Raw genomic sequence first — 21,451 nt, 5'->3', positions numbered from 1 at the left:
GATTCCCTCGGTAATGGGTCAGGCCGCTTTCCTGAGCGCCTTCTTGGCCTGCTTGAGTTTCTTTTCCTGCCGCGCAACCTTGGCCTTGCGGCGCTTCACTTCGATCTTGAGAGCTTTGATTTTCGAAGCTTTTGCCATCGGTTCAATCCTTTTTGTCCGTCTTGGATGTGCCGGTGTCATGCTCCTTGAGGAACCCGCGAATGAAGCGTCGGACTTCGCGCGCGGCGCTTGTGTCAAGCGTATCGCAAAGGTCGACAAAGGCGTCACGGTCATCTTTCGCGATGCGAATGATCAACTGGCTGTCCTTGCGCTGCTTCTTGGATTTGTCGGATTTTCCCACTTGGGCGGTCTCCTGTCAGAGCTGTTGGATGTTACGACAAAGTAATAACAATGTATATACATATATCGATGCGTGGGTTCCATCACTGGCCGAAACCTGTGCCGATTGCAGACACGCAGCGCACAGGCCTCAGGCACATCAAGAACGTTCCTCATATGTTCTCATTTTTCGATTGGAGAATTTGCGGCGAGCCACTATGTGTTAACCATCCGGATCGGGGGACCACATGGCCGAATTGAAGCACATCGAAGTGCGTGGCGCACGCGAGCACAATCTCAAGAACATCGACGTGGACATTCCGCGCGATCAGCTTGTGGTGATCACCGGCCTGTCCGGGTCGGGCAAGTCCTCGCTCGCCTTCGACACGATCTATGCGGAAGGCCAGCGGCGATACGTGGAATCCCTGTCGGCCTATGCGCGGCAGTTCCTCGACATGATGGAAAAGCCGGATGTGGATCACATCTCCGGCCTCAGCCCGGCGATCTCGATCGAACAGAAGACGACGTCGAAAAACCCCCGGTCGACCGTCGGCACCGTGACCGAGATCTACGACTACATGCGTCTGCTCTTTGCGCGCGTCGGCACACCCTACAGCCCCGCCACCGGTCTGCCTATCGAGGCGCAGCAGGTGCAGGACATGGTGGACCGCGTCATGGCGATGGAGGAGGGCACGCGCGCCTATCTGCTGGCCCCCATCGTGCGCGACCGCAAGGGCGAGTACCGCAAGGAGTTTCTGGAACTGCGCAAGCAGGGCTTCCAGCGGGTCAAGGTGGATGGGTCCTTCTACGAGTTGGACGAACCGCCCACGCTCGACAAGAAGTTCCGCCATGACATCGACGTGGTGGTGGACCGGCTTGTGGTGAAAGAGGGGCTGGAAACCCGGCTGGCCGACAGTTTCCGCACCGCGCTGGATCTGGCGGACGGGATTGCGATCCTTGAAACCGCCCCCAGCGAAGGCGAGCCGGAGCGCGTTACCTTCTCCGAACGCTTTGCCTGCCCGGTCAGCGGTTTCACCATCCCGGAAATCGAACCACGCCTCTTTTCCTTCAACGCGCCCTTCGGGGCCTGCCCGGATTGCGACGGGCTCGGGGTCGAGTTGTTCTTCGACGAACGGCTTGTCGTGCCGGATGCCACGCTGAAAATCTCCGATGGTGCGCTGGCACCGTGGCGCAAGGGGAAATCGCCTTATTTCCTCCAGACCATCGAAGCGCTGGCCAAGCATTACGAGTTCAACAAGAACGCCCGTTGGAAGGATCTTCCGCCGCATGTGCAGCAGGTGTTCCTCTACGGTTCCGGCGAAGAGGAAATCCCGTTCCGCTACGATGAGGGCGGCCGTGTCTATCAGGTCACGCGCACCTTCGAAGGGGTGATCCCGAACATGGAGCGCCGCTACCGCGAGACCGACAGCAGTTGGATCCGCGAGGAATTCGAACGCTACCAGAACAACCGCTCCTGCGGCACCTGCGGCGGCTATCGCCTGCGGGAAGAGGCGCTGGCGGTCAAGATCGCGGGCCTGCATGTGGGGCAGGTGGTCGAGATGTCGATCAAAGAGGCTTATGAATGGTGCAAGACCGTTCCGGACCACCTGACCAACCAAAAGAACGAAATTGCCAAGGCGATCCTCAAGGAAATTCGCGAACGTCTGGGTTTCCTGAACAATGTGGGCCTTGAATACCTGACCTTGTCACGCAACGCGGGCACGCTGTCGGGTGGGGAAAGCCAGCGTATTCGCCTCGCGAGCCAGATCGGATCGGGCCTGACCGGGGTTCTTTATGTTCTGGACGAACCCTCCATCGGCCTGCACCAGCGCGACAATGACAGGCTGCTGGGCACGCTGAAATCGCTGCGGGATCAGGGCAATACGGTCATCGTCGTCGAACATGACGAAGAGGCGATCCGTGAGGCGGATTACGTCTTCGACATTGGCCCCGGTGCCGGCGTGCATGGCGGGCAGGTCGTGTCGCATGGCACGCCGAAAGCGGTGGCCGAGGATCCGGCCTCGCTTACCGGGCAATACCTGAGCGGAGCGCGCGAGATCGCGGTGCCGGCGGAACGGCGCGAAGGGAAAAAGGGCAAGTCGATCACCGTGGTCAAGGCGACGGGCAACAACCTGCAGAACGTCACCGCGGAATTTCCTCTTGGCAAGTTCGTCTGCGTGACCGGTGTGTCGGGCGGCGGGAAGTCGACCCTGACGATCGAAACCCTGTTCAAGACCGCCTCCATGCGCCTGAACGGCGCGCGCCAGACCCCTGCACCCTGCGAGACGATCAAGGGGCTGGAACATCTGGACAAGGTGATCGACATCGACCAGCGGCCCATCGGCCGCACGCCGCGCTCCAACCCGGCGACCTATACCGGCGCCTTCACCCCGATCCGCGACTGGTTCGCCGGTCTGCCCGAAGCCAAGGCGCGCGGCTACAAGCCGGGGCGCTTCAGCTTCAACGTCAAGGGGGGCCGCTGCGAGGCGTGCCAGGGCGACGGCGTCATCAAGATCGAGATGCACTTCCTGCCGGATGTCTACGTAACCTGCGAGACCTGCAAGGGCGCGCGCTACAACCGCGAGACATTGGAAATCAAGTTCAAAGGCAAAAGCATAGCCGACGTTCTTGATATGACCGTCGAAGATGCACAGGAGTTCTTCAAGGCGGTGCCAAGCATCCGCGAAAAGATGGACGCGCTGGTGCGCGTGGGCCTTGGCTACATCAAGGTTGGTCAACAGGCGACGACGCTTTCGGGCGGCGAAGCGCAGCGCGTGAAGCTGTCGAAGGAGCTGGCCAAACGCTCCACCGGACGCACGCTGTATATCCTAGACGAGCCAACAACTGGATTACATTTCGAGGATGTACGCAAGCTTCTTGAAGTTCTGCATGAACTTGTCGACCAAGGCAATTCGGTGATCGTGATCGAACACAATCTTGATGTGATCAAGACCGCCGACTGGCTGATCGACATCGGCCCCGAAGGCGGCGATGGCGGCGGGCAGATCGTGGCAACCGGAACACCGGAGCAGGTGTCCGAGGTCGTGGCCTCTCATACCGGGCGCTATCTCAAGCCGATGCTGAGCCCGAAAAAACCGCTGGCGGCCGAATGACCGATTACGCGGCGCGGGCCGTCAGGGCCTGCGCCTCGTAACTCTTGAGAATCGGGCGGGCTGCCGACCAACCGGCTGCGTCAATGTCGGCGAGTTCGGGAAACAGGGTGATGATCTCGGCGCAATCGTCCTCGCCAAAGGTGTTCCGCATCATCGGCCCGGGCAGATAACTTTCCGACAACAGACCGCTCGAGCTCAGGATATTGTGCTGGTCGAGCAGCAGATGCACGTAGGTCACGGGCGTGCCGGTCTCTTCGCGACGCACCGTCTTGTGGTTCACAAGGTCCTTGGCCTTGACCAGAACTTCGGACTCGCCGAACAGCAGCTCGGCCCAAATATCGCGCACCAGAACGCGGTGCTGCGGCGACAGGAGCACATCCGCCGTGGCACCATAGCTGCCCGCGCAGATCCGGATCGGCGCGAAATTGTCCCGCGCCTCGATCTCGCGCGACCCGACCCAACGGATGGGCTGCACGCCATTGTCCAGCGTCAGGACCAGATCGCCGGGGCGCAGATCCTGAACGGGGCGGGGGCCGGTCGGCGTGTCGATCAGCGTGCCGGCCACAAAGCAGGGCAGCTGGTTGATCTGCACGATGCCGGTGTCTTCCTGACCCACACCGTTGTTGATCGTATAGGTGAAATAGGCGGTTTCCACATCGCCGTCGGACTGAACGGTCAGGGTTCCGTCCGCGTTCAACGTCACGATCTGACCGGAGGTCAGCGTCACAGATCCCCCCGGACCCACGGCAACACCGTTGATATGCGTCACCGTCAGCGTGCCCGCCGTGGTGCTGTCATTGTCCATCACGCTGATGGTTTTCGAGCTGTTCAGACCGACATTGGCGCTGTCGTCCTGCGCGATGATCGACGATTGAATCGACCCACCGGCAATCAGGAAGTTTGTGTCATAGTTCGGGTCGGACGTATCAGCGACACCCAGCTTGATGGTGTTGGGCACACCCGGATTGACCGGAGCCACAAAGGTCAACGTGACGGTGAGGCCGTCCATCTCGGTGTTGAACTGGTCGAGGGTGTTGTCCTTGTAGAGGTTCGGGGTGGTCGCGCTGTTGATGTTGCCGATGGACGCCTGACCATTGCCGACCGCCACCGTTGCCTCGACACCGTTGACCCAGACGCCGACGGTATCGAGAAAGGTTGAATTGACGAATTCCGGGTATTCGTCCGAGGCGATGACGAAATCGACGGTGATGAAATCTCCCGCAGGTGTGAACACCACTTCGAGAAAGGCCGCGTCAAAGGTGTTCCGGCCAGCCAGCGCATCGAAATCCGCATCGCGGTTGATCCCGGCGGTGTTGGTGCCGGTCGATCCGCTGATATTGGTGTTGGTTGTGCCGGAGTTGTTGGTGAAATCGGCGACGAGGCCCGTCGACATGATGACGCCGGAATCCCCGGGCACCACACCCGGCGAGATCGTGTTGCCGTTGGTGTAAATCCCGGAGGACCGGAAGTCCCCAGAATAGGTCGCACTGCTGACCGTGACGCCATTGCCGAAAATGGCATTGGCCATCTGCAACGCCGTGGCGTTGATGTTGATCGGAAGTTCCTGCGCGATAGGCATGAGATGCCGCCTTGCTGTTAACCAAGCTTTTGTTGGTTTTGCCCCGGCAAGGCGGCAATCTTTTATAGCAATTTAGTTAACTTTTAGGCTTCACCTTCGCGACTGTCCGCTCTCCAAAGATAATTAAGGCAGTTACCCGCGCCCGCGTTTTTCGAACCGGGGCAGCATGGCCGAGAAGTCTCGGCCCTTGCCGTCCTCCTCTTCGACGAAGCGGCGATAAAGCTCGGTTGCGGCCTGTCCCAAGGGCGTGTCCGCGTCCGAGGCATCGGCGGCCTGCTGGCTCAACCGCAGGTCCTTGAGCATCAATTCCGCCGCAAAACCGGGGATATATCCGTTATCTGCGGGGCTTTTGGGCCCGATCCCCGGTGCCGGGCAATAGGCGTTCATCGACCAGCTGTAGCCCGAAGAGGTGCTGACCACATCGAACATCGCCTGCCGGTCCAGACCCAGCTTGTCGGCCAGGGCAAAGGCTTCGCAGGTGGCGATCATGGTCACACCCAGGATCATGTTGTTGCAGATCTTCGCGGCCTGCCCGTTGCCCGAGGGTCCACAATGGACCGATTTCTGCCCCATTGTCTCAAAAAGGGGCAGGGCGGTCTGATACGCTTCATCCGATCCGCCCACCATGAAGGTCAGTGTGCCCGCCGCCGCGCCGCCGATGCCGCCAGACACGGGCGCGTCCAGCGGCAGCAAACCGGCGGCTTCGGCATCGCTTGCCACGGCGCGGGCGCTGTCCACGTCCACGGTCGAACAGTCCAGAAGCACGGCCCCCTTGCGCATCGCCGGGATGACCTCGGCCGCGACGGCGCGCAGGATGTCGCCACTGGGCAGCATCGTGATCACCACGTCCGCATCGCGGGCGGCGTCCTGCGCCGTGCGAGCTGTAAACACACCGTCGACCGTGACGGTCGCCATGTCATACCCGGTCACATCATGCCCGTCCTTCGCCAGGTTCGCCGCCATCGGCGCGCCCATGTTTCCCAACCCGATAAACCCGACCTTCATGCCTCGCTCCTCCGTTCGAATGTCACGTTTTCGCCCTCAACCGGCTGCATCATCGCAGCCACCGCGTCTTGGGGCACCCCGGTCAGATCATGCGACCAATTAGGGGATTTGTCCTTGTCGATGATCGCCGCGCGGATGCCCTCGATGAAATCGCCATGCTCCATCGCGCGCGAGGTAAAGCGGTATTCAAGCTCCAGCGCGCGGCGGATGTTCAGCGTCCCGGCGCGCAGCTTGGTCAGCATCTCAAGCGTGAAAGCCATCGACAAGGGCGCATTGCGCGTCAGCTTGGCCAGCGCCTGCTGGGCAAAATCGCCCTGATCGGCCTTGAGGCCCGCGACGATCTCGGCCAGTGACCCGCTGACGAAGAGGTGATCGATCTGCGCCCGGAGTGTGGCCAGACCAGCCTCCGGCGCAGGCTGTGCCGCCTCGGTCAGAGCCGTGACATTGCCCTGCGCACAGAGCGCGACGGTAATGCCGTCCCATTGGCTCTCGGGGACGTACAGATCGGCAAACCCGACATAGATCGCGTCCCCCGGGCCCATGCGGTCCGCCGTCAGACCAAGATAGTCGCCAACCCGCCCCGGCGCGCGCGCCAGCAGGTACGACCCGCCCACATCCGGGATCAGTCCGATGCCGCATTCCGGCATGGCAATACGGGACGTGTCGCCCACCACCCGATGCGAGCCGTGGCAGCCCACGCCGACACCGCCGCCCATGGTAAAGCCCTGAAGAAAGCTGACCACCGGCTTGGGATACTCGGACAAAAGCGCGTTCATCCGGTACTCGTCACGCCAGAAGCGTTGGCCATAGGCGTAATCACCTGCGGTGCCGGTGGCGTACATCTCGGCAATGTCCCCCCCGGCGCAGAACGCTTTTTCGCCCATGGCGTCGATCAGGACCAGCTTGACCGTCGGATCATCGCGCCAGCGCCACAGCGCGTCTTCGATGGCCAGACACATGTCGTAGGTGAGAGCGTTCAGTGCCTTCGGGCGGTTCAGCGTGATACGGCCGGCGTGGCCGTCCTTGCGAATGTCGATGTCGGTCATATCGGTCTGCTTTCGCGTGTCTGGTAAGGGGGAAGGGGGCGCTGCCCCCGTCCGCCGCTGGCGGACTCCCCCGAGGTATTTCGGGCCCAAAGACGCCAGAGCGTCAGCGTGCCAGCATCTGCCGCGCCACGATCAGGCGCATGATTTCGTTGGTGCCTTCCAGAATCTGGTGGACGCGCAGGTCGCGCACAAGCTTTTCGATCCCGTAATCGGCCAGGTAACCATAGCCGCCATGTAGTTGCAGGCATTGGTCCACGACTTGTGACCCGGTTTCGGTCACGAATTTCTTGGCCATGGCACAGAACTTGGTGGCATCGGGCGCACCGGTGTCGAGCTTCCACGCCGCCTGCCGCAGGAAGGTGCGCGCGGCCTGCAACTCGATCTCCATATCCGCAAGCCGGAACTGCAGCGCCTGGAACTGGTCGATGGATTTCCCGAAGGCCTTGCGCTCGGCCATGTAAGCGAGGGTGGAGGTCAGCCCGGTCTGTGCAGCCCCCAAAGAACAGGCTGCGATGTTGAGCCGACCACCATCCAGACCTGCCATCGCGTATTTGAATCCCTGGCCTTCTTCACCGAGAAGGTTGTCGACGGGGATCTTGCAATCGTCGAACTGCACCTGCCGCGTCGGTTGCGACCGCCAGCCCATCTTGTCCTCAAGCCCGCCGAAACTCAGCCCCGGCGTGCCGTCCTCGATCAGCACCGCCGACACGCCCTTCGGTCCATCTTCGCCTGTGCGCACCATCGCGACGTAAAGGTCGGAATAGCCGCCGCCCGAGATGAACGCCTTGGTGCCGTTGAGCGTGTAGCCCTCGTTTGTCCGCTCCGCGCGCGTCTTGAGCGCCGCCGCGTCCGACCCGCTGCCCGGCTCGGTCAGGCAGTAGCTCAGCACGGTTTCCATCGTCATCGCCTTGGGCAACACACGCGCCTTCATGGCGTCGCTGGCAAACGCGTCGATCATCTTGGCGCACATGTTGTGGATCGACAGGAACGCCGCGACAGACGGGCAGGCCATCGACAGCGCCTCGAAGACCAGTGTCGCGTCCAACCGGCTGAGGCCCGAGCCGCCACTGTCCTCGGACACGTAAAGCCCCGCAAAGCCCAATTCCCCAAGCTGCGGCCAAAGCTCTTTCGGGATCGTGCCCTGTGCTTCCCAGTCACGCGCGTGAGGCGCGATATGCTCCTGCCCAAAGGCGTAGGCCATTTCGAAAATGGCAGTCTGTTCTTCGGTAAGGGCAAAATCCATGGCGCCGCTCCTCCCGTTGGCTGCGTGAATTGAACGAGTGTTTAATTGTCAACTGTTTCAGGACTTTTGCAAGAGGTCAAAGCCCCTCGTGAAAGGCCTCGACAAGATGGCTGACAACCGCCTGCATCTGGCCATCGGCGTCCTTGCCTGCCGCCTTGGCCTCGGCCGCGACGGCGCGTTGACGGGTGCTGGCATTGCCCTGCGCGACAATCTCGCGGGCATGTTCCAATTCCCGGTAGCAACGCAGGATACCGGCGTCTTCCTCGACGAGGGCAATCAGTTCCTCGGTCAGTTCAGCCATCGGCACGATCTCCCCTCGGCCAAAGTCGATCAGCCCGTCACTGACGCCGTATCGCTGGGCCCGCCAGCGGTTTTCCCCGATCAGGAAGGGATCATAGCGCCGCCAGCGCTGGTTGCGTACGCGCAACCGCCAGAGCATCCGCATCAAACACTGGTTGATCGCCGCCAGCGTCAGCGTGTCCTCCAGCCGGGGCTGCACGTCCATGATGCGGGTCTCAAGGGTGGGAAAGCTGTGCGACGGGCGCAGGTCCCACCAGATCTTGGAGCTGTCCTCGATCACGCCAAGATCGACCAGAACCTGAACCGAGCGTTCGTATTCCGACCAGTTGTCAAAGGTCGGGGGCAATCCGGTGCGGGGCAGGTTGTCGAAGACCGAAATGCGATAGGAGGCGAGGCCGGTATCCTGCCCCTGCCAGAACGGTGAGGACGTGGACATCGCCAGAAGATGCGGCAGGAAATACGCCATCTGCCCCATCAGATCGGCCCGCAGCGCGTCATCGTCCAGACCCACATGCACATGCATGCCGCAGATCAGCATCCGCCGCACCACACCGCCCAACGCATCCTGCAGATCGTTGTAGCGGTCCTTGTTGGTGTGGTGCTGGTTCTTCCAGTCGCCGAACGGGTGGCAGGAGGCGGCAATGGGGGCGAGGTTGTAGGCCTTGGCGCAACGGGCCACGGTGCTGCGCAACCGTCTGAGGTCTTCCCGCGCCTCGTTGATGTCAGCGCAGACCTTGGTGCCGATCTCGATCTGGCATTGCAGGAATTCGGGGCTGACCTGCTTTTCAAGCTCGGCAGCACAGGCTTCCATGAGACCGTCGGGCGCTTGGGCCAGCGCCATGCTGTCGAGGTCCACCAGCAGGTATTCCTCTTCGATCCCGATGCTGAATGGCGGTTCCTGCATGGCCTGTCTCCCGTCCGGTATGCCGCCAAGATGACCACATGATCGGCAAAAGGCAAAACCTGTTGTTGCATCATCGCTGACGTGGCACTCAGGTCGCTCGACGCAGCGCCTCTTCAAACAGCGCGTCAATGGATGTCGCGACCATGCCCAAGGCTGAAAGCGCGGCCTCTTCGGTTTCCTGTACGATGGCGATCACACCCTGACTGGCAGACCAACCGTTCTTCGCCAGCGCCGCCGCCTTGAGGGATACAGGCGTATTGGCGAAATAGACCATCAACGTTTCGGCCTCGCGCATTGCAAGATCCGCGCCCTTGCTCGCCTGCAGCTGCATCACCCGCGCAAAGTCGCGCTCCATGTCGGTGATCTGGCTCAGGTCGATCAGATGTCGCTGGCCGGGCCGTGCGTCCGGATGCCGGGCATAGGCCCCGAACGCCTTGAGACTGTCCTCGACCAGCATCAACCCGCTGTAGCGGACATAGACAAGATTGTGCTGGGGCAGAATGTGGAAACTGGCGGGCATGGGGCCTCGGGTCGAAAAGCTCTGTCGCCTGTTTCGGGGAAAACTCAACCAAGATCAACGCTTGAGGCGATAAAGGCGCGGGTCAGACGGACTGCGCATCCACCTTGTCCAGCATTGTGGCGATGCTGTCATAGGGCAGGCCGAGCGCGTGGAGCGCATGGTCCTCGTCTTCCAGAACGATCGCCACGACGCCGCTTTCGGGTGTCCAGCCGTTCTTGCCCATATTGGCCGCCTGCAGCCCAAGGGGTGTGTTCGCGTAATACACCATGAAGGTCTCGATGCCGTGACCGGCCATGGTTTCGACCTTCTTGGCCTGGATTTCCATGAATTTGGCGTAATCCCGGTCAAGCTCGGTCAGGCGTGTCAGATCCACCAGATGCCGCAATCCGGGTCCTGCAAGGGGGTGTTTAGCAAATTCGGTCAGCGCCGCCGCAGTCTCGCTCACCAGCATTGCGCCGGTGTAGCGCACATAGACGAGATTGTGCTCGGAAATGATCTGGACGGTGATCGGCACAGGACCTCGAACGAAAAAGGGCGGAGTGACCCGCCCTTTATGCTGTCATTTCGTCAGCCGATCAATCCATGGCCTTGAAGTTGAACTCGCCGCCTTCCTTGATCCCCGAGGGCCAGCGCGATGTGACCGTCTTGGTGCGGGTGTAGAACTTGAAGGCATCCGGACCATGCTGGTTCAGATCGCCGAACACCGATTTCTTCCAGCCGCCGAAGGTGTGATAGGCCAGCGGCACCGGGATCGGGACGTTGATGCCCACCATGCCGATGTTGATCCGGTTGGCGAAATCACGCGCCGCGTCCCCATCGCGGGTGAAGATCGCGGTTCCGTTGCCGTATTCGTGGTCCATCGCAAGGCTGATGGCCTCTTCATAGGAGCCCGCGCGCACGGTCGACAGAACAGGGCCGAAGATCTCTTTCTTGTAGATGTCCATGTCTGGGGTCACGTGGTCAAACAGGTGCGGCCCGACGAAGAACCCGTCTTCATAGCCCTGAAGGCTGAAGTCGCGGCCATCGACCACCAGCTTCGCGCCCTGATCGACACCCGACTGGATAAGGCCCAGAATGTTCTGCTTGGCGGCGGCGGTCACGACGGGGCCGTAATCCACATCGTTGCCTGCGGTGTAGGGCCCAACCTTGAGCTTCTCGATGCGCGGCACCAGCTTTTCGATCAGGCGGTCGGCGGTTTCGTCACCCACAGGCACAGCGACCGAGATCGCCATGCAGCGTTCGCCCGCAGCCCCATAGCCCGCACCGATCAGCGCGTCGGCCGCCTGATCCATGTCGGCATCCGGCATGATGATCATGTGGTTCTTGGCACCACCGAAACACTGCACGCGCTTGCCGTTGGCGCAGCCGGTTCCGTAGATGTATTCCGCAATCGGGGTCGAGCCGACAAAGCCGATGCTCTGGATCACAGGGTGATGCAGCAACGCGTCCACGGCTTCCTTGTCGCCGTTGACGACCTGCAGGACACCTTTCGGCAGACCGGCCTCTTCCATCAGCTCGGCCAGCATCAGCGGCACCGACGGATCGCGCTCGGACGGCTTGAGGATGAAGGCATTGCCGCAGGCCAGGGCCGGGGCGAACATCCACATCGGGATCATCGCCGGGAAGTTGAAGGGAGTGATGCCCGCCGTCACACCCAGCGGCTGCTTCATCGAATACATGTCGATGCCCGGACCCGCGCTGTCGGTATATTCGCCCTTGAGCAGTTCCGGCGCGCCGATGCAGTATTCGACCACTTCCAGACCGCGCTGCACGTCGCCCTTGGCGTCCGGCAGGGTCTTGCCATGCTCGCGGCTCAGCGCCTCGGCCAGCTTGTCCATGTCGCGATTGAGCAGGCCGACAAACGCCATCATCACCCGTGCCCGGCGCTGTGGGTTGGTGGCGGCCCATGCGGGCTGGGCCTTGGCGGCGATCTCGACCGCCTTGGCGATCTCGTCGGTCGAGGCCAGCGGGACCTTCGCCTGCACTTCGCCGGTGGCGGGGTTGTAGACGTCCGCGAAACGGCCCGACGTGCCTTTGACGTGTTCACCGCCAATGTAATGGGTCAACTCTTGCATGGAATCCTCCTCAGATGTTTGGCGGCATCTTAGTCTTGCAAAAATGCGGATCAAAGGGGCAATATCCCAAATACGTTTTGCAAAAATGCAAAGGTTTGGCGATGCAGAGCTGGGATGATCTGCGGATATTCCTGTCCGTCGCGCGGTCCGAAACGCTGTCCGGCGCGGGCCGCGCCTTGCGCATGGATGCCGCCACCGTCGGACGCCGCGTGGCCCGGCTCGAAGAGACCATAGGTCAGGCGCTCTTTGTCAAGAGCCCACAAGGCTACACGCTCACCGAGGCGGGGGCGCAGCTCATTGAGCACGCCGAACAGGCCGAACAGGCGATGCAGGGCGCGGCGTCGGTCCTGACGGGTGAGGCGGGAACATTGTCCGGTCAGATCCGCATCGGTGCGCCCGACGGGTGCGCAAATTTTGTCCTGCCGCGGGTTTTCGCCGACCTGTCCAAGGCGAACCCCGACCTCGACCTGCAGATCGTGGCCCTGCCGCGCGTCGTGAACCTCTCGCGGCGCGAGGCAGATATGGCGATCACCGTCAGCCCGCCCACCGCGACGCGATTGTCCTATCAACGGATCACCGACTACCGGCTGCATCTTGCTGCAAGCCAGTCCTACCTGTCTACACATCCGCCGCTGACATCGGTTGCGGATCTGCATCGGCACCGGATCGTCGGCTACATTCCGGACATGATCTTCGACAAGGAACTGGACTATCTCAGCGACTTGAAGCTTGACCGCGTGGCGCTGGCGTCCAACTCCGCTTCGGTTCAACTCCACCTCCTGCGGCAGCATGGTGGCATCGGCATCGCCCATGATTTCGCGCTGCCGTTTGCGCCCGGTGTGACACGTGTTCTGACCGACGCGCTGTCCTTCACCCGCAGCTTCTACCTGGTCCGTCACGCCGAGGACCGCCGGCTCGAACGGATCACCCGCTTTGCCGATGCCCTGGTTCAGGGCGTCCGCGCCGAGGTGGCCCGGCTCGAAGCCCTCCTTTCTGGCACTTGACACAACAGGGTTCTGTGAAGACGCTGAGACTATTGGGACCGGAGGAAAAAACCATGCAAGTTCATCACATTCTGAAAAGCAAAGCCACCGACGCCGTGGTGACGGTGAAATCCGGAACCACGATCTCGGACGTGGCCAAGATCCTGTCGGAGAAACGCATCGGGACGGTTGTCGTGTCGAATGACGGCGAAACCGCCCTTGGCATTCTCTCTGAACGCGACATCGTGCGCGAGCTGGCCAATCGCGGGGCAGGGTGCCTGTCCGATGCGGTGGACAGTTTCATGACCTCCAAGCTGGTCACCTGCAACCGGAACGACGACGCCGATCACATCCTGACGCAGATGACGGATGGCCGGTTCCGCCATATGCCGGTGGTCGAGGACGGCAAGCTGGTGGGGCTGATCACCATCGGGGATGTGGTCAAGGCCCGGCTGACCGAACTGGCGATGGAGCGCAATGCGCTGGAAGGGATGATCATGGGGCATTGACCCCTCAGGGGCGCATCGACTTGATCTTTCTGCGGTTTTGATGCCAGACAGGCCCAACTGACGTCCAACCGGAGAATGCCCATGCGCATCGGTCTTTACCCCGGAACCTTCGACCCGATCACCATGGGCCATATCGACATCATCCGTCGCGCCGCTGCGTTTCTGGATCGGCTGGTGATCGGCGTCGCCATCAACCGCGACAAGGGCCCGCTGTTCGACCTCGCGGAACGGGTCGCGATGATCGAGGCGGAATGTGTGTCCCTGTCCGAACAGACCGGGATCGAAATCGTGGTGCACCCGTTCGAGAACCTGCTGATCGACTGTGCCCGCGACGTGAATGCCACGATCATCGTGCGCGGTCTGCGCGCGGTGGCGGATTTCGAGTATGAATTCCAGATGGTCGGCATGAACCGGGCGCTGGATGACAGCGTCGAGACCGTGTTCCTGATGGCCGAGGCCCGGCATCAGGCCATCGCGTCGAAACTGGTCAAGGAGATCGCCCGTCTGGGGGGCGATGTGTCCAAATTCGTCACGGCCCCGGTGCGGCAGGCGCTGATCGAGAAATTCGACCCTGCACAATGACGAAAGCCGCGCAAGGTTGCGCGGCCTGTGTCAAATCGCTGGGAGACGGCGGTTCAGCGGCCGTAGATGGCCTGCGCCGCGATCTTTTCTGCATCGCCCTGATAGATGTTCAGGTCGAGCGCCACATCAAGCGGCATTGCCCGGATTTCCCGAACGGTGCGATGGTACGCGGCCCGCTTGTGAAGACGGTCCCGCAGGGAAGACATGAGATGGGCCATGATACGTCCTTTCCTTGCTCTATGGTCCTGTGCCGGAAGTCCGTTTGCGCTACCAGCTACGTGACAGAACATAGCCATGCTGCGCCGCAGAACAACTGACAGAGGGGAAAGCCCGCGTTGCATCCTGTGCAAGGGTCAGCCCAAATCCTTGCCTGTCGGTTCAGGTCGTCTCACCAAGGCGGTTGCGCTGCGAGGGCAGGGCTATGCGCACTGACAGAAATGCAGTAGTGTCCGTGCGCCGATCACCGGAGGATGACCATGGGCAATCTGACGATCCGAATGGATGCCGACGAGAAAAAGCGTCTGAACGCCTGGGCCGCGAGCAAGGGTAAAAGCGTAACGGAATACCTCAAGGACCTGATCGACAACGACATGGCCGCCGGATCACCTGAAAGCCGGGCGCGGGCTTGGCTTGAAGAAGAAAAGGACGCCATCGCCACCGAGGCGAACGCGATCCGGAAAGGTGGCATCCCGGGGTCCCATCTCGCGCTGCATCATCCGAAATTCGATGACGAAGTTTGACGTCGTCTCCGTCGGCGGCGACTTGTTTGTGATTGTGCAGGCGGACCACCTGCTGGCTCTTGGATCGACGGTTGTGGTGCCCGTCTTGCCCAAGGATGCGCTGCCGTCGCTGCGGGGGGTGACCGTCGACATTGAGGTCAATTCCACCGCGTATCGCATCCGGGCACATATGCCGGTGACCGTCGAGGCCGCACGACTCCGCCGCGCGCCCGTGGTCTACCGGCTGTCAGCAGACGAGGGACAACAGGTCATGGATGGTTTGTACAGGATTCTGTGGGGTCTTTAGACATAGCAACCCAAGCAAAAGGCCGGGCGATTGCACCCGGCCTTTCCGTTTTACCGTTCGGTAAAAAAACGATCAGATCAGCTTGCCCATCGCCACGGCGGTGTCCGCCATGCGGTTCGAGAAGCCCCATTCGTTGTCATACCAGCTCAGGATGCGCACCATGGTGCCGTCCATGACCTTGGTCTGATCGGTGTGGAAAATCGACGAATGCGGGTCATGGTTGAAATCCGAGGACACGAGCGGCTTGTCGGTGTAGCCGAGAATGCCCTTGAGCGGACCATTCGCGGCCGTGCGGATCGCGTCGTTGATTTCCTCGACCGTCGTGGCGCGCGATGCGGTGAAGGTGAGGTCCACCACCGACACGTTCGGCGTTGGTACGCGGATCGCCACGCCATCGAGCTTGCCATTGAGCTCTGGCAGCACCAGCCCTACGGCCTTGGCGGCCCCAGTGGAGGTGGGGATCATGCTCAGCGCCGCAGCGCGGGCGCGGTAGAGATCCTTGTGCATCGTGTCCAGCGTCGGCTGGTCGCCGGTGTAGCTGTGGATCGTCGTCATGAAGCCGCGCTCGATCCCGATGGTCTTGTTGAGCACATAGGCCACCGGTGACAGGCAGTTCGTCGTGCAAGAAGCGTTGGAGACGACCAGATCGTCGGCCGTCAGGCTGTCATGGTTGACGCCATAGACGATCGTCTTGTCCGCATCCTTACCGGGTGCCGAGATCAGAACGCGGCTCGCGCCGTTTTCGAGATGCGCCTGACAGGCTTCTTTGCTGGTGAAGATCCCGGTGCATTCCAGCACCACGTCCACGTCCGACCAGGGCAGGTCGGCAGGGTTGCGGATCGCCGTCACCTTGATCGGACCACGGCCTACGTCGATGAAATCCTCTCCGGTTGTGACCTCGACCGGGAACCGCCCGTGTACGCTGTCATACTGCAGAAGATGTGCATTGGTCTCGACCGGGCCGAGGTCGTTGATCGCGATGACCTCGATATCCGTGCGGCCGGATTCGATGATCGCGCGCAGGATGTTGCGGCCGATGCGGCCAAATCCGTTGATGGCGACTTTGGTGCTCATGTGGATGCCCTCACTGGTTCGGACAGAAGGTTCTGCCGGGTTCCGTTACCGCTAACAAACAGAAGCGCCGAGATCTGTCAAGGTGGACGCCCTTCGCCCAAGTGCGCTCGGACCATGCTGCTGCCCCGTCGGGCGGTGGGTTGAGGCGTGTGAAAATTGACAGAACGCCGCTCCGGGCGCTAGCCTGACGCATATTTCACAAGACACGGTTCAGCGGGTTTCGCGCCGGAACCAATGCCTTTTCATTTTCTGCAATTCACAGGTCCTGCCATGGCACAAAGCTTTGATATTCTCGGAGGTCAGTATCTGGCCATGATCGATCATCTGCGGGCGACCTTTACCCAGGGATCACGCGACAGGTTCGACGTCACGCTGACGGGCACCGTCAAGACCAAGCCGAAATCGGTGACAATCGAGATCGAAGGAAAGCATCCCTACTACCTGACGAAGATCGATGCGGATGTGCTGTCAGGAGGGATGGAGAATTATTCGGGCATGCCGCCAATGCGCACGGTCAGCCTTGCGCATCTCCACGCGGCGCTGAGCCTGACGGGTCTGCCCCGAACCGCCCATGACTGGCAGTCTCTGCGGGCGCTGATCTTCATCACCTGCGAAGCGGCGCGGTTCGAGCCCTTTGCGCGGCATGTCTCGACACTGATCGACGAAGGCGACGGGGCGCGCGTGCTCGACTATTCCGCGGCGCTTTTCTACATCAACGAATGGGACAACATCGTGAAATGGACGCAGGGCAGCGCTCCGTATTTCCAGCCCGTGTCCGAAGCCAACATGCACAATTACAACTATCACTTCCGGCTGGTCGTGCACAAACAGGGCGGCAACATGAACCTGCCGTTCTCACAGACGCAGGCAAGCCTTCGGCCCAAATCCCTCGCGGACCTGCGCTAGCCCGCCGCCATCAGCGCCAGAAGGCAATCCAGTCGAGAAACTCAACACCCTTGGCGGCAAGGAACATGAACCCGTCACCGCCGGTCAGAAAGGCGTCGACCGCCAATCCGCCAAGGATCAACAGCCCCAACCCGATGGCAAGTGTGTTGGTCATTCCGGTCATGTCCCCCTGCTCGTGGGCGCAGAATGCCAGAGCGGCCGGGGCTTGTCACGTCGCCAACTGGTCGGGCGGATGCGGAATGGACATCAGGTCCTCGATGAACAATCCCACGAACGCACCGCGCCCGGTGACGCCCGCCTTGCGATAGATGCCGTTCAGATGCGCCTTGACGGTGCCTTCGGCCGATCCGCGCATCTGCGCGATTTCGGCGATGCCGAAGCCCTTGAGCGTGAAATGCGCCACATCCCGTTCGGACGGGGTAAGCGACCATGTGTCGAAGCGGGCTTCGACGATGTCGTGGAACGCACCGGCGGCAAGGCCCAGCTGCTCTTCCAGGTGGGCCTTGCGGCGCAGCAGGGCGGTCAGATAGCGGCTCTCGAACACCACGGCGGCAATGAGGCCGAGCACGGCCAGCAGCTCGATCACGAAATGGCTCGATAACATGGCCGGAAAGCCAAGTTCCGAGCCATCGGCGGCCACGTCCCAGAGGAAGAACGCCGCACAAAGGATTTGTGCGACGATCAGGACCAGAAGCGATACGGGTCGTGTTGTGGAATTCAGGGTCACGGGTCTGTCTTGGCTCCGTCCGGCACGGTCTTGACACCGGTGATCATGGCGCGGGGCAGGTTGACGCCGGTGCGACGGCTTTCCCAGATCACCGCAAGCACATGCAGCACGATGGAAATTTCGGCCCAGGTTACCAGCGCCTCGTGCAGGTTTTCAACCCAGTCCACTCCCCAATACGCGTCCGTTGTCATCATGTACCCGGTCACGCCAATGAGCAGCACCGCGCCGAGAAGATTGAAGATCATCAGGGCGCCAAGCGGCGTGTGGCCCAGGTGCAGGCGCTTGCGGCCGGTGGCCATGTCCGACATCTGTGCGGTGATCTTGGACAGGGTGGGCCAGAACGAGGCAAAGCGCGCATAGCGCGATCCGATCACGCCCCAGACCAGCCGCGCCGCGATCAAGCCCACCAGAACATAGCCCAGCCACTCGTGCAGCGTGCTTTCGGGGTCGTCGAACAGGGCGTTGGCGGCAAACCCCGCCACAAGCGCCCAGTGAAAGACCCGGACAAACGGGTCCCAGATTTTGTAGGATGTCATGTCTGGCTCCGGGATGGCGGTCCGCGCCTTGGGCGCGGACCGGCTGGGATCAATCGTCGACCTTGGTGCGCACGACATTCAGCGCGGCATCGAGGTAGAGTTCGATGCGCTGGCCGTCCTTGAGCACATAGGCTTCGATCATGCCGTCCTCGACGTCGATCTTGCGCACCTCGTACCCGTCAGCGGTCAGCTTGTTGGTGATCTCGGTCTTGCGCTCGGCGGTCATGGCGCCGTCGCTGCTCGAGGCATAGGCGGAAACGGGCAGGGCGAGGGCGAGGGCAAGTGCGATGATGCGGGTCATGGGATGTCTCCTTTGAGGGTAATCCGGCGCTGCGATATGCGGCGTCGATGACCGTCAGATGACATCCCGGATCGTCTTCGAATATTGGTCCGGGGTCTGGAACCGGGCGTCTGCAACCAAAGTTTAGAGCCAGAATTCGCCGATCCAGCCGGGTCAGGCCTCGGCGTCCCGTTCGAGTTCGCCCTGTTCCATGGCCCAGGCCCCGGCGGCTTCGACGGCAACGGGCGAGGCGGTCGGCAGCACCCCAAGATAACTGTCGGTCTCGCTGGCGGGCGCGGCCGGGCGCTGGGTCATGCGGTAGGCGGAATAGAGCGCGATGCTCACGAAGGTCACTCCCAGCACAAGCCAGAAGGTCTGCGGTCCGAACCGCTCCATCGCGGCCCCGGCGGCCAGCGGGCCGAGGATCGCGCCGATGCCGAATGTCAGGACAAGCCCGCCGGATGCGGCCGGCATGTCCTCGGTCGCCAGCGCATCGTTCGTGTAGGCAAGGATCAGGGCGTAAAGCGGCGTGGTGACGCCTCCGGTCAGGAAGGCCGCGCCCATCAGCAGGATGACGCTGGCCCCGTTAATCCAGCCCAGCAGGCAGAAGGCCGCGCCGAGCACCGAACAGCCCAGGATGACCTTCCGCCGGTCCATCCGGTCCGAAAGCCAGCCGATGGGGAACTGCAAGAGCAGCGCTCCGCCGAACAGCATCGCGATGAAGAGCGAGATCTCGTTGGCGCTCATCCCGACCTGCGTGCCGTAGACCGCGCCCATCCCGGATTGCGTGGCATAGATCGTGCCGAGCAGGAATATCCCCACCGTCCCGAGCGGTGATCCCCGGAACAGTTCGCGCAACGGCATCGGTCGCGTGACATCGGCGGCCGGTGTCGGCGTCACGGACAGCAGAATCGGACCGAACGAGATCGACACAAGGATGGAGGCCCCGATGAAAAGCCCCGCCGTCGCCGCTTCACCGAAGGTGAGAAGCCCCTGCGCGCCGATGATGCCCAGCGTCTGCGCGATCATGTAGGCCGACAGCACCTTGCCTCGGGTTTCGTTGGTGGCCGATGCGTTCAGCCAGCTTTCGGCGGTGACATAGATGCCGGACATGCAGAACCCGACCAGAACCCGCAGGACCGTCCAGAGGATCGGGTCGGTCAGCAGCGGAAAGGCGATCAGCCCCGCCGACATGAAACTGCCAAGTGCTGCGAACACGCGCACATGACCCACCCGTTTGATCATCCCCGGTGTCAGTCGGGCCCCGGACAGGAATCCCAGGAAATAGCCCGATGCGACAATGGCCAGTTCGCTGGCCGAGAACCCTTCGATGGCGCCGCGCAGCCCGATCAGCGTGAAATGCATGCCATTGCCCAGCATGATGAACACGATGCCAATCAGGAGCGCCCAGATGCCCGTGAAAATCTGCGTCATCGTGCTGCCTCCCGTAGACAGTCCCGTTGCGGCTTGTGGGGACCCTAACAGGCCAAGGAAAAAGAGGAAAACGTGTCCCCCCGGCGCGCATGTCCGGTGACGCCGTGAGCCGGCCAAATCAAGAAAACCGCCCCTGACGCAGCAGAGTACGCAGGGGCGGATGAAATTTTGGTCGTTCTTGGTCTATGTTCGCGGCTCTTCGAAGGGGCCGCTGTCAAAAGCTTAGTGCAGCAGGCGGCCCATTGCACCGGCCACATCGGCCATGCGCGCCGAGAAGCCCCATTCGTTGTCATACCACGCGAGCACGCGCACCATACGCTTGCCCACAACCTTGGTCTGGTCGGGCGCAAAGATCGACGATTGCGTTGTATGGTTGAAGTCGATCGAGACCTTGGGTTCCGGATCATAGGCCAGAACCGTGCCCATATGGGTCGCGGCGGCTTCGCGCACCACTTCGTTCACATCCGCAACGGTGACGTCCTTGCCAGCGTAGAAGGTGAGGTCCACAGCCGAGACGTTCGGTGTCGGCACACGCACGGCAGAGCCGTCAAGCTTGCCCTTGAGGTTCGGCAGCACTTCCCCCAGCGCCTTGGCGGCCCCGGTCGAGGTCGGGATCATCGCCATGGCCGCCGCACGCGCGCGGTAAAGGTCCGCATGGCGGCGGTCCAGCGTCGGCTGGTCGCCGGTGTAGGAGTGGATCGTGGTCATGATGCCCGACTCGATGCCGATGGCTTCGTCGAGCACCTTGGCCAGCGGTGCCAGGCAGTTGGTGGTGCAGGACCCGTTCGAGATCATCGTGTCGCCTTCGACCAGCGAGCGATGGTTGACGCCGTAGACGATGGTCTTCTGCACGTTCTTGGCCGGGGCCGAGATCAGCACCGACTTCGCACCGCGCTCCATGTGGATGCCCGCCTTGGCGCCATCGTTGAAGTTGCCGGTGCATTCGAGAACCACGTCGCAGCCCGACCAGTCGAGCTCTTCGGGATTGTAGGTCGAGAAGACCTCCATCGGGCCACGGCCCAGATCCATCGTGTTGCCCTTGACCTTGACCTCGCCCCCGAAGCGGCCATGCACGCTGTCATAGCGCAGCAGGTGCGCGTTGGTCTCGATCGGGCCGGTGGCGTTGATCTTGACCACCTGCACATCGTTGCGCGAGCTTTCGGCGATATGGGCGAGGGTGCAGCGGCCGATCCGACCGAAACCGTTGATTCCAAGAGTGACGGTCATGGGCATGTCTCCTGCGCTGTGCGTTAGGGGTCGTATACGCAGGTATGCTGCAGCCGCAAAGTAA

Annotated in this window: 24 protein-coding genes; 7 read left to right on the top strand and 17 right to left on the bottom strand. The window is 61.8% G+C overall.

Features of this window, described 5'->3' with window-relative positions; translation table 11 throughout:
- Positions 1–142: 142 nt before the first annotated feature.
- Entirely contained in the window at positions 143–340 is a 198-nt protein-coding gene (locus tag MRY75_RS20925; RefSeq protein ID WP_292309917.1) for a hypothetical protein, read from the bottom strand.
- A 226-nt stretch (positions 341–566) separates the two neighbouring features.
- Between MRY75_RS20925 and uvrA the strand changes: the two genes are divergently transcribed.
- Positions 567–3,431, top strand: coding sequence for an excinuclease ABC subunit UvrA (uvrA, locus tag MRY75_RS20920; RefSeq protein ID WP_292309916.1), 2,865 nt, complete (start codon positions 567–569; stop codon positions 3,429–3,431).
- 4 nt (positions 3,432–3,435) lie between these two features.
- On the opposite strand, the gene MRY75_RS20915 is transcribed toward uvrA, so the two are convergent.
- The 8 genes from MRY75_RS20915 to MRY75_RS20880 form a co-directional block, all read right to left on the bottom strand.
- Positions 3,436–5,010 carry a Hint domain-containing protein gene (locus MRY75_RS20915; protein WP_292309915.1) on the bottom strand — a complete coding sequence of 525 codons (1,575 nt, stop codon included), beginning with the start codon at positions 5,008–5,010 and terminating at the stop codon, positions 3,436–3,438.
- A 132-nt stretch (positions 5,011–5,142) separates the two neighbouring features.
- A complete protein-coding gene (gene mmsB / locus MRY75_RS20910; RefSeq protein ID WP_292309914.1) occupies positions 5,143–6,015 on the bottom strand; it encodes a 3-hydroxyisobutyrate dehydrogenase in 873 nt (290 codons plus the stop codon).
- Entirely contained in the window at positions 6,012–7,061 is a 1,050-nt protein-coding gene (locus MRY75_RS20905; protein WP_292309913.1) for an enoyl-CoA hydratase/isomerase family protein, read from the bottom strand. Before MRY75_RS20905 ends, mmsB begins: the two co-directional genes overlap by 4 nt.
- Before the next feature lie 103 nt (positions 7,062–7,164).
- Positions 7,165–8,304 (bottom strand): acyl-CoA dehydrogenase family protein, encoded by a 1,140-nt coding sequence (locus MRY75_RS20900; protein WP_292309912.1) that lies wholly within the window; start codon positions 8,302–8,304, stop codon positions 7,165–7,167.
- A 76-nt stretch (positions 8,305–8,380) separates the two neighbouring features.
- The gene (locus MRY75_RS20895; RefSeq protein WP_292309911.1) at positions 8,381–9,508 is read right to left on the bottom strand and encodes a carboxylate-amine ligase; all 1,128 of its coding nucleotides are present in this window, start codon (positions 9,506–9,508) and stop codon (positions 8,381–8,383) included.
- 88 nt (positions 9,509–9,596) lie between these two features.
- Positions 9,597–10,028, bottom strand: a complete 432-nt coding sequence (locus MRY75_RS20890) for a hypothetical protein (protein WP_292309910.1) — start codon at positions 10,026–10,028, stop codon at positions 9,597–9,599.
- A gap of 82 nt (positions 10,029–10,110) precedes the next feature.
- A complete protein-coding gene (locus MRY75_RS20885; RefSeq protein WP_292309909.1) occupies positions 10,111–10,542 on the bottom strand; it encodes a hypothetical protein in 432 nt (143 codons plus the stop codon).
- A 61-nt stretch (positions 10,543–10,603) separates the two neighbouring features.
- Complete coding sequence (locus tag MRY75_RS20880) at positions 10,604–12,103, bottom strand: CoA-acylating methylmalonate-semialdehyde dehydrogenase (protein ID WP_292309908.1); 1,500 nt, start codon at positions 12,101–12,103, stop codon at positions 10,604–10,606.
- A gap of 101 nt (positions 12,104–12,204) precedes the next feature.
- Between MRY75_RS20880 and MRY75_RS20875 the strand changes: the two genes are divergently transcribed.
- The 3 genes from MRY75_RS20875 to coaD all read left to right on the top strand — a co-directional run bounded on the left by MRY75_RS20875 (position 12,205) and on the right by coaD (position 14,177).
- Positions 12,205–13,107: a LysR family transcriptional regulator gene (locus tag MRY75_RS20875; RefSeq protein WP_292309907.1), complete on the top strand. Its 903-nt coding sequence runs from the start codon at positions 12,205–12,207 to the stop codon at positions 13,105–13,107.
- A gap of 53 nt (positions 13,108–13,160) precedes the next feature.
- Positions 13,161–13,595, top strand: coding sequence for a CBS domain-containing protein (locus MRY75_RS20870; RefSeq protein WP_292309906.1), 435 nt, complete (start codon positions 13,161–13,163; stop codon positions 13,593–13,595).
- Positions 13,596–13,676: 81 nt separating this feature from the next.
- Positions 13,677–14,177, top strand: a complete 501-nt coding sequence (gene coaD / locus MRY75_RS20865; RefSeq protein WP_292309905.1) for a pantetheine-phosphate adenylyltransferase — start codon at positions 13,677–13,679, stop codon at positions 14,175–14,177.
- 53 nt (positions 14,178–14,230) lie between these two features.
- Here coaD and MRY75_RS20860 read toward each other — a convergent pair whose 3' ends face one another.
- Complete coding sequence (locus MRY75_RS20860) at positions 14,231–14,395, bottom strand: hypothetical protein (RefSeq protein ID WP_292309904.1); 165 nt, start codon at positions 14,393–14,395, stop codon at positions 14,231–14,233.
- Between the two features lie 258 nt (positions 14,396–14,653).
- Here MRY75_RS20860 and MRY75_RS20855 point away from each other — a divergent pair, with 258 nt between their 5' ends.
- Positions 14,654–14,917, top strand: a complete 264-nt coding sequence (locus MRY75_RS20855) for a hypothetical protein (protein WP_292309903.1) — start codon at positions 14,654–14,656, stop codon at positions 14,915–14,917.
- Positions 14,904–15,203 carry a CcdB family protein gene (locus MRY75_RS20850; RefSeq protein ID WP_292309902.1) on the top strand — a complete coding sequence of 100 codons (300 nt, stop codon included), beginning with the start codon at positions 14,904–14,906 and terminating at the stop codon, positions 15,201–15,203. Before MRY75_RS20855 ends, MRY75_RS20850 begins: the two co-directional genes overlap by 14 nt.
- A gap of 72 nt (positions 15,204–15,275) precedes the next feature.
- Here MRY75_RS20850 and gap (MRY75_RS20845) read toward each other — a convergent pair whose 3' ends face one another.
- A complete protein-coding gene (gene gap / locus MRY75_RS20845) occupies positions 15,276–16,277 on the bottom strand; it encodes a type I glyceraldehyde-3-phosphate dehydrogenase (RefSeq protein WP_292309901.1) in 1,002 nt (333 codons plus the stop codon).
- A 270-nt stretch (positions 16,278–16,547) separates the two neighbouring features.
- On the opposite strand from gap (MRY75_RS20845), the gene MRY75_RS20840 reads away from it, so the two are divergent.
- Positions 16,548–17,183, top strand: coding sequence for a ribosome-inactivating family protein (locus MRY75_RS20840; RefSeq protein ID WP_292309900.1), 636 nt, complete (start codon positions 16,548–16,550; stop codon positions 17,181–17,183).
- 10 nt (positions 17,184–17,193) lie between these two features.
- Here MRY75_RS20840 and MRY75_RS20835 read toward each other — a convergent pair whose 3' ends face one another.
- The 6 genes from MRY75_RS20835 to gap (MRY75_RS20810) all read right to left on the bottom strand — a co-directional run bounded on the left by MRY75_RS20835 (position 17,194) and on the right by gap (MRY75_RS20810) (position 21,387).
- Positions 17,194–17,337: a glyceraldehyde-3-phosphate dehydrogenase gene (locus MRY75_RS20835; protein ID WP_292309899.1), complete on the bottom strand. Its 144-nt coding sequence runs from the start codon at positions 17,335–17,337 to the stop codon at positions 17,194–17,196.
- Positions 17,338–17,391: 54 nt separating this feature from the next.
- A complete protein-coding gene (locus MRY75_RS20830) occupies positions 17,392–17,910 on the bottom strand; it encodes a LuxR C-terminal-related transcriptional regulator (protein ID WP_292309898.1) in 519 nt (172 codons plus the stop codon).
- The gene (locus MRY75_RS20825; protein ID WP_292309897.1) at positions 17,907–18,446 is read right to left on the bottom strand and encodes a cytochrome b/b6 domain-containing protein; all 540 of its coding nucleotides are present in this window, start codon (positions 18,444–18,446) and stop codon (positions 17,907–17,909) included. The genes MRY75_RS20830 and MRY75_RS20825 overlap by 4 nt, the downstream gene beginning before the upstream one ends.
- Positions 18,447–18,495: 49 nt before the next feature.
- The gene (locus MRY75_RS20820; RefSeq protein ID WP_292309896.1) at positions 18,496–18,747 is read right to left on the bottom strand and encodes a PepSY domain-containing protein; all 252 of its coding nucleotides are present in this window, start codon (positions 18,745–18,747) and stop codon (positions 18,496–18,498) included.
- Between the two features lie 153 nt (positions 18,748–18,900).
- Entirely contained in the window at positions 18,901–20,160 is a 1,260-nt protein-coding gene (locus MRY75_RS20815) for an MFS transporter (protein WP_292309895.1), read from the bottom strand.
- 222 nt (positions 20,161–20,382) lie between these two features.
- Positions 20,383–21,387 (bottom strand): type I glyceraldehyde-3-phosphate dehydrogenase, encoded by a 1,005-nt coding sequence (gap, locus tag MRY75_RS20810; protein WP_292309894.1) that lies wholly within the window; start codon positions 21,385–21,387, stop codon positions 20,383–20,385.
- Between the last annotated feature and the right edge of the window lie 64 nt (positions 21,388–21,451).

Source organism: Marivita sp. (assembly GCF_022763305.1).
Lineage (GTDB): Bacteria > Pseudomonadota > Alphaproteobacteria > Rhodobacterales > Rhodobacteraceae > Marivita.
Note: the sequence above shows the minus strand (reverse complement) of the source record. Positions and strands in the feature narration are given on the sequence as shown.

Coding starts and splice junctions, on each gene's coding strand:
- uvrA (WP_292309916.1), top strand. CDS start 567: ATGGCCGAATTGAAGCACATCGAAGTGCGTGGCGCACGCGAGCACAAT.
- MRY75_RS20915 (WP_292309915.1), bottom strand. CDS start 5,010: ATGCCTATCGCGCAGGAACTTCCGATCAACATCAACGCCACGGCGTTG.
- mmsB (WP_292309914.1), bottom strand. CDS start 6,015: ATGAAGGTCGGGTTTATCGGGTTGGGAAACATGGGCGCGCCGATGGCG.
- MRY75_RS20905 (WP_292309913.1), bottom strand. CDS start 7,061: ATGACCGACATCGACATTCGCAAGGACGGCCACGCCGGCCGTATCACG.
- MRY75_RS20900 (WP_292309912.1), bottom strand. CDS start 8,304: ATGGATTTTGCCCTTACCGAAGAACAGACTGCCATTTTCGAAATGGCC.
- MRY75_RS20895 (WP_292309911.1), bottom strand. CDS start 9,508: ATGCAGGAACCGCCATTCAGCATCGGGATCGAAGAGGAATACCTGCTG.
- MRY75_RS20890 (WP_292309910.1), bottom strand. CDS start 10,028: ATGCCCGCCAGTTTCCACATTCTGCCCCAGCACAATCTTGTCTATGTC.
- MRY75_RS20880 (WP_292309908.1), bottom strand. CDS start 12,103: ATGCAAGAGTTGACCCATTACATTGGCGGTGAACACGTCAAAGGCACG.
- MRY75_RS20875 (WP_292309907.1), top strand. CDS start 12,205: ATGCAGAGCTGGGATGATCTGCGGATATTCCTGTCCGTCGCGCGGTCC.
- MRY75_RS20870 (WP_292309906.1), top strand. CDS start 13,161: ATGCAAGTTCATCACATTCTGAAAAGCAAAGCCACCGACGCCGTGGTG.
- coaD (WP_292309905.1), top strand. CDS start 13,677: ATGCGCATCGGTCTTTACCCCGGAACCTTCGACCCGATCACCATGGGC.
- MRY75_RS20860 (WP_292309904.1), bottom strand. CDS start 14,395: ATGGCCCATCTCATGTCTTCCCTGCGGGACCGTCTTCACAAGCGGGCC.
- MRY75_RS20855 (WP_292309903.1), top strand. CDS start 14,654: ATGGGCAATCTGACGATCCGAATGGATGCCGACGAGAAAAAGCGTCTG.
- MRY75_RS20850 (WP_292309902.1), top strand. CDS start 14,904: ATGACGAAGTTTGACGTCGTCTCCGTCGGCGGCGACTTGTTTGTGATT.
- gap (WP_292309901.1), bottom strand. CDS start 16,277: ATGAGCACCAAAGTCGCCATCAACGGATTTGGCCGCATCGGCCGCAAC.
- MRY75_RS20840 (WP_292309900.1), top strand. CDS start 16,548: ATGGCACAAAGCTTTGATATTCTCGGAGGTCAGTATCTGGCCATGATC.
- MRY75_RS20835 (WP_292309899.1), bottom strand. CDS start 17,337: ATGACCAACACACTTGCCATCGGGTTGGGGCTGTTGATCCTTGGCGGA.
- MRY75_RS20825 (WP_292309897.1), bottom strand. CDS start 18,446: ATGACATCCTACAAAATCTGGGACCCGTTTGTCCGGGTCTTTCACTGG.
- MRY75_RS20820 (WP_292309896.1), bottom strand. CDS start 18,747: ATGACCCGCATCATCGCACTTGCCCTCGCCCTCGCCCTGCCCGTTTCC.
- MRY75_RS20815 (WP_292309895.1), bottom strand. CDS start 20,160: ATGACGCAGATTTTCACGGGCATCTGGGCGCTCCTGATTGGCATCGTG.
- gap (WP_292309894.1), bottom strand. CDS start 21,387: ATGACCGTCACTCTTGGAATCAACGGTTTCGGTCGGATCGGCCGCTGC.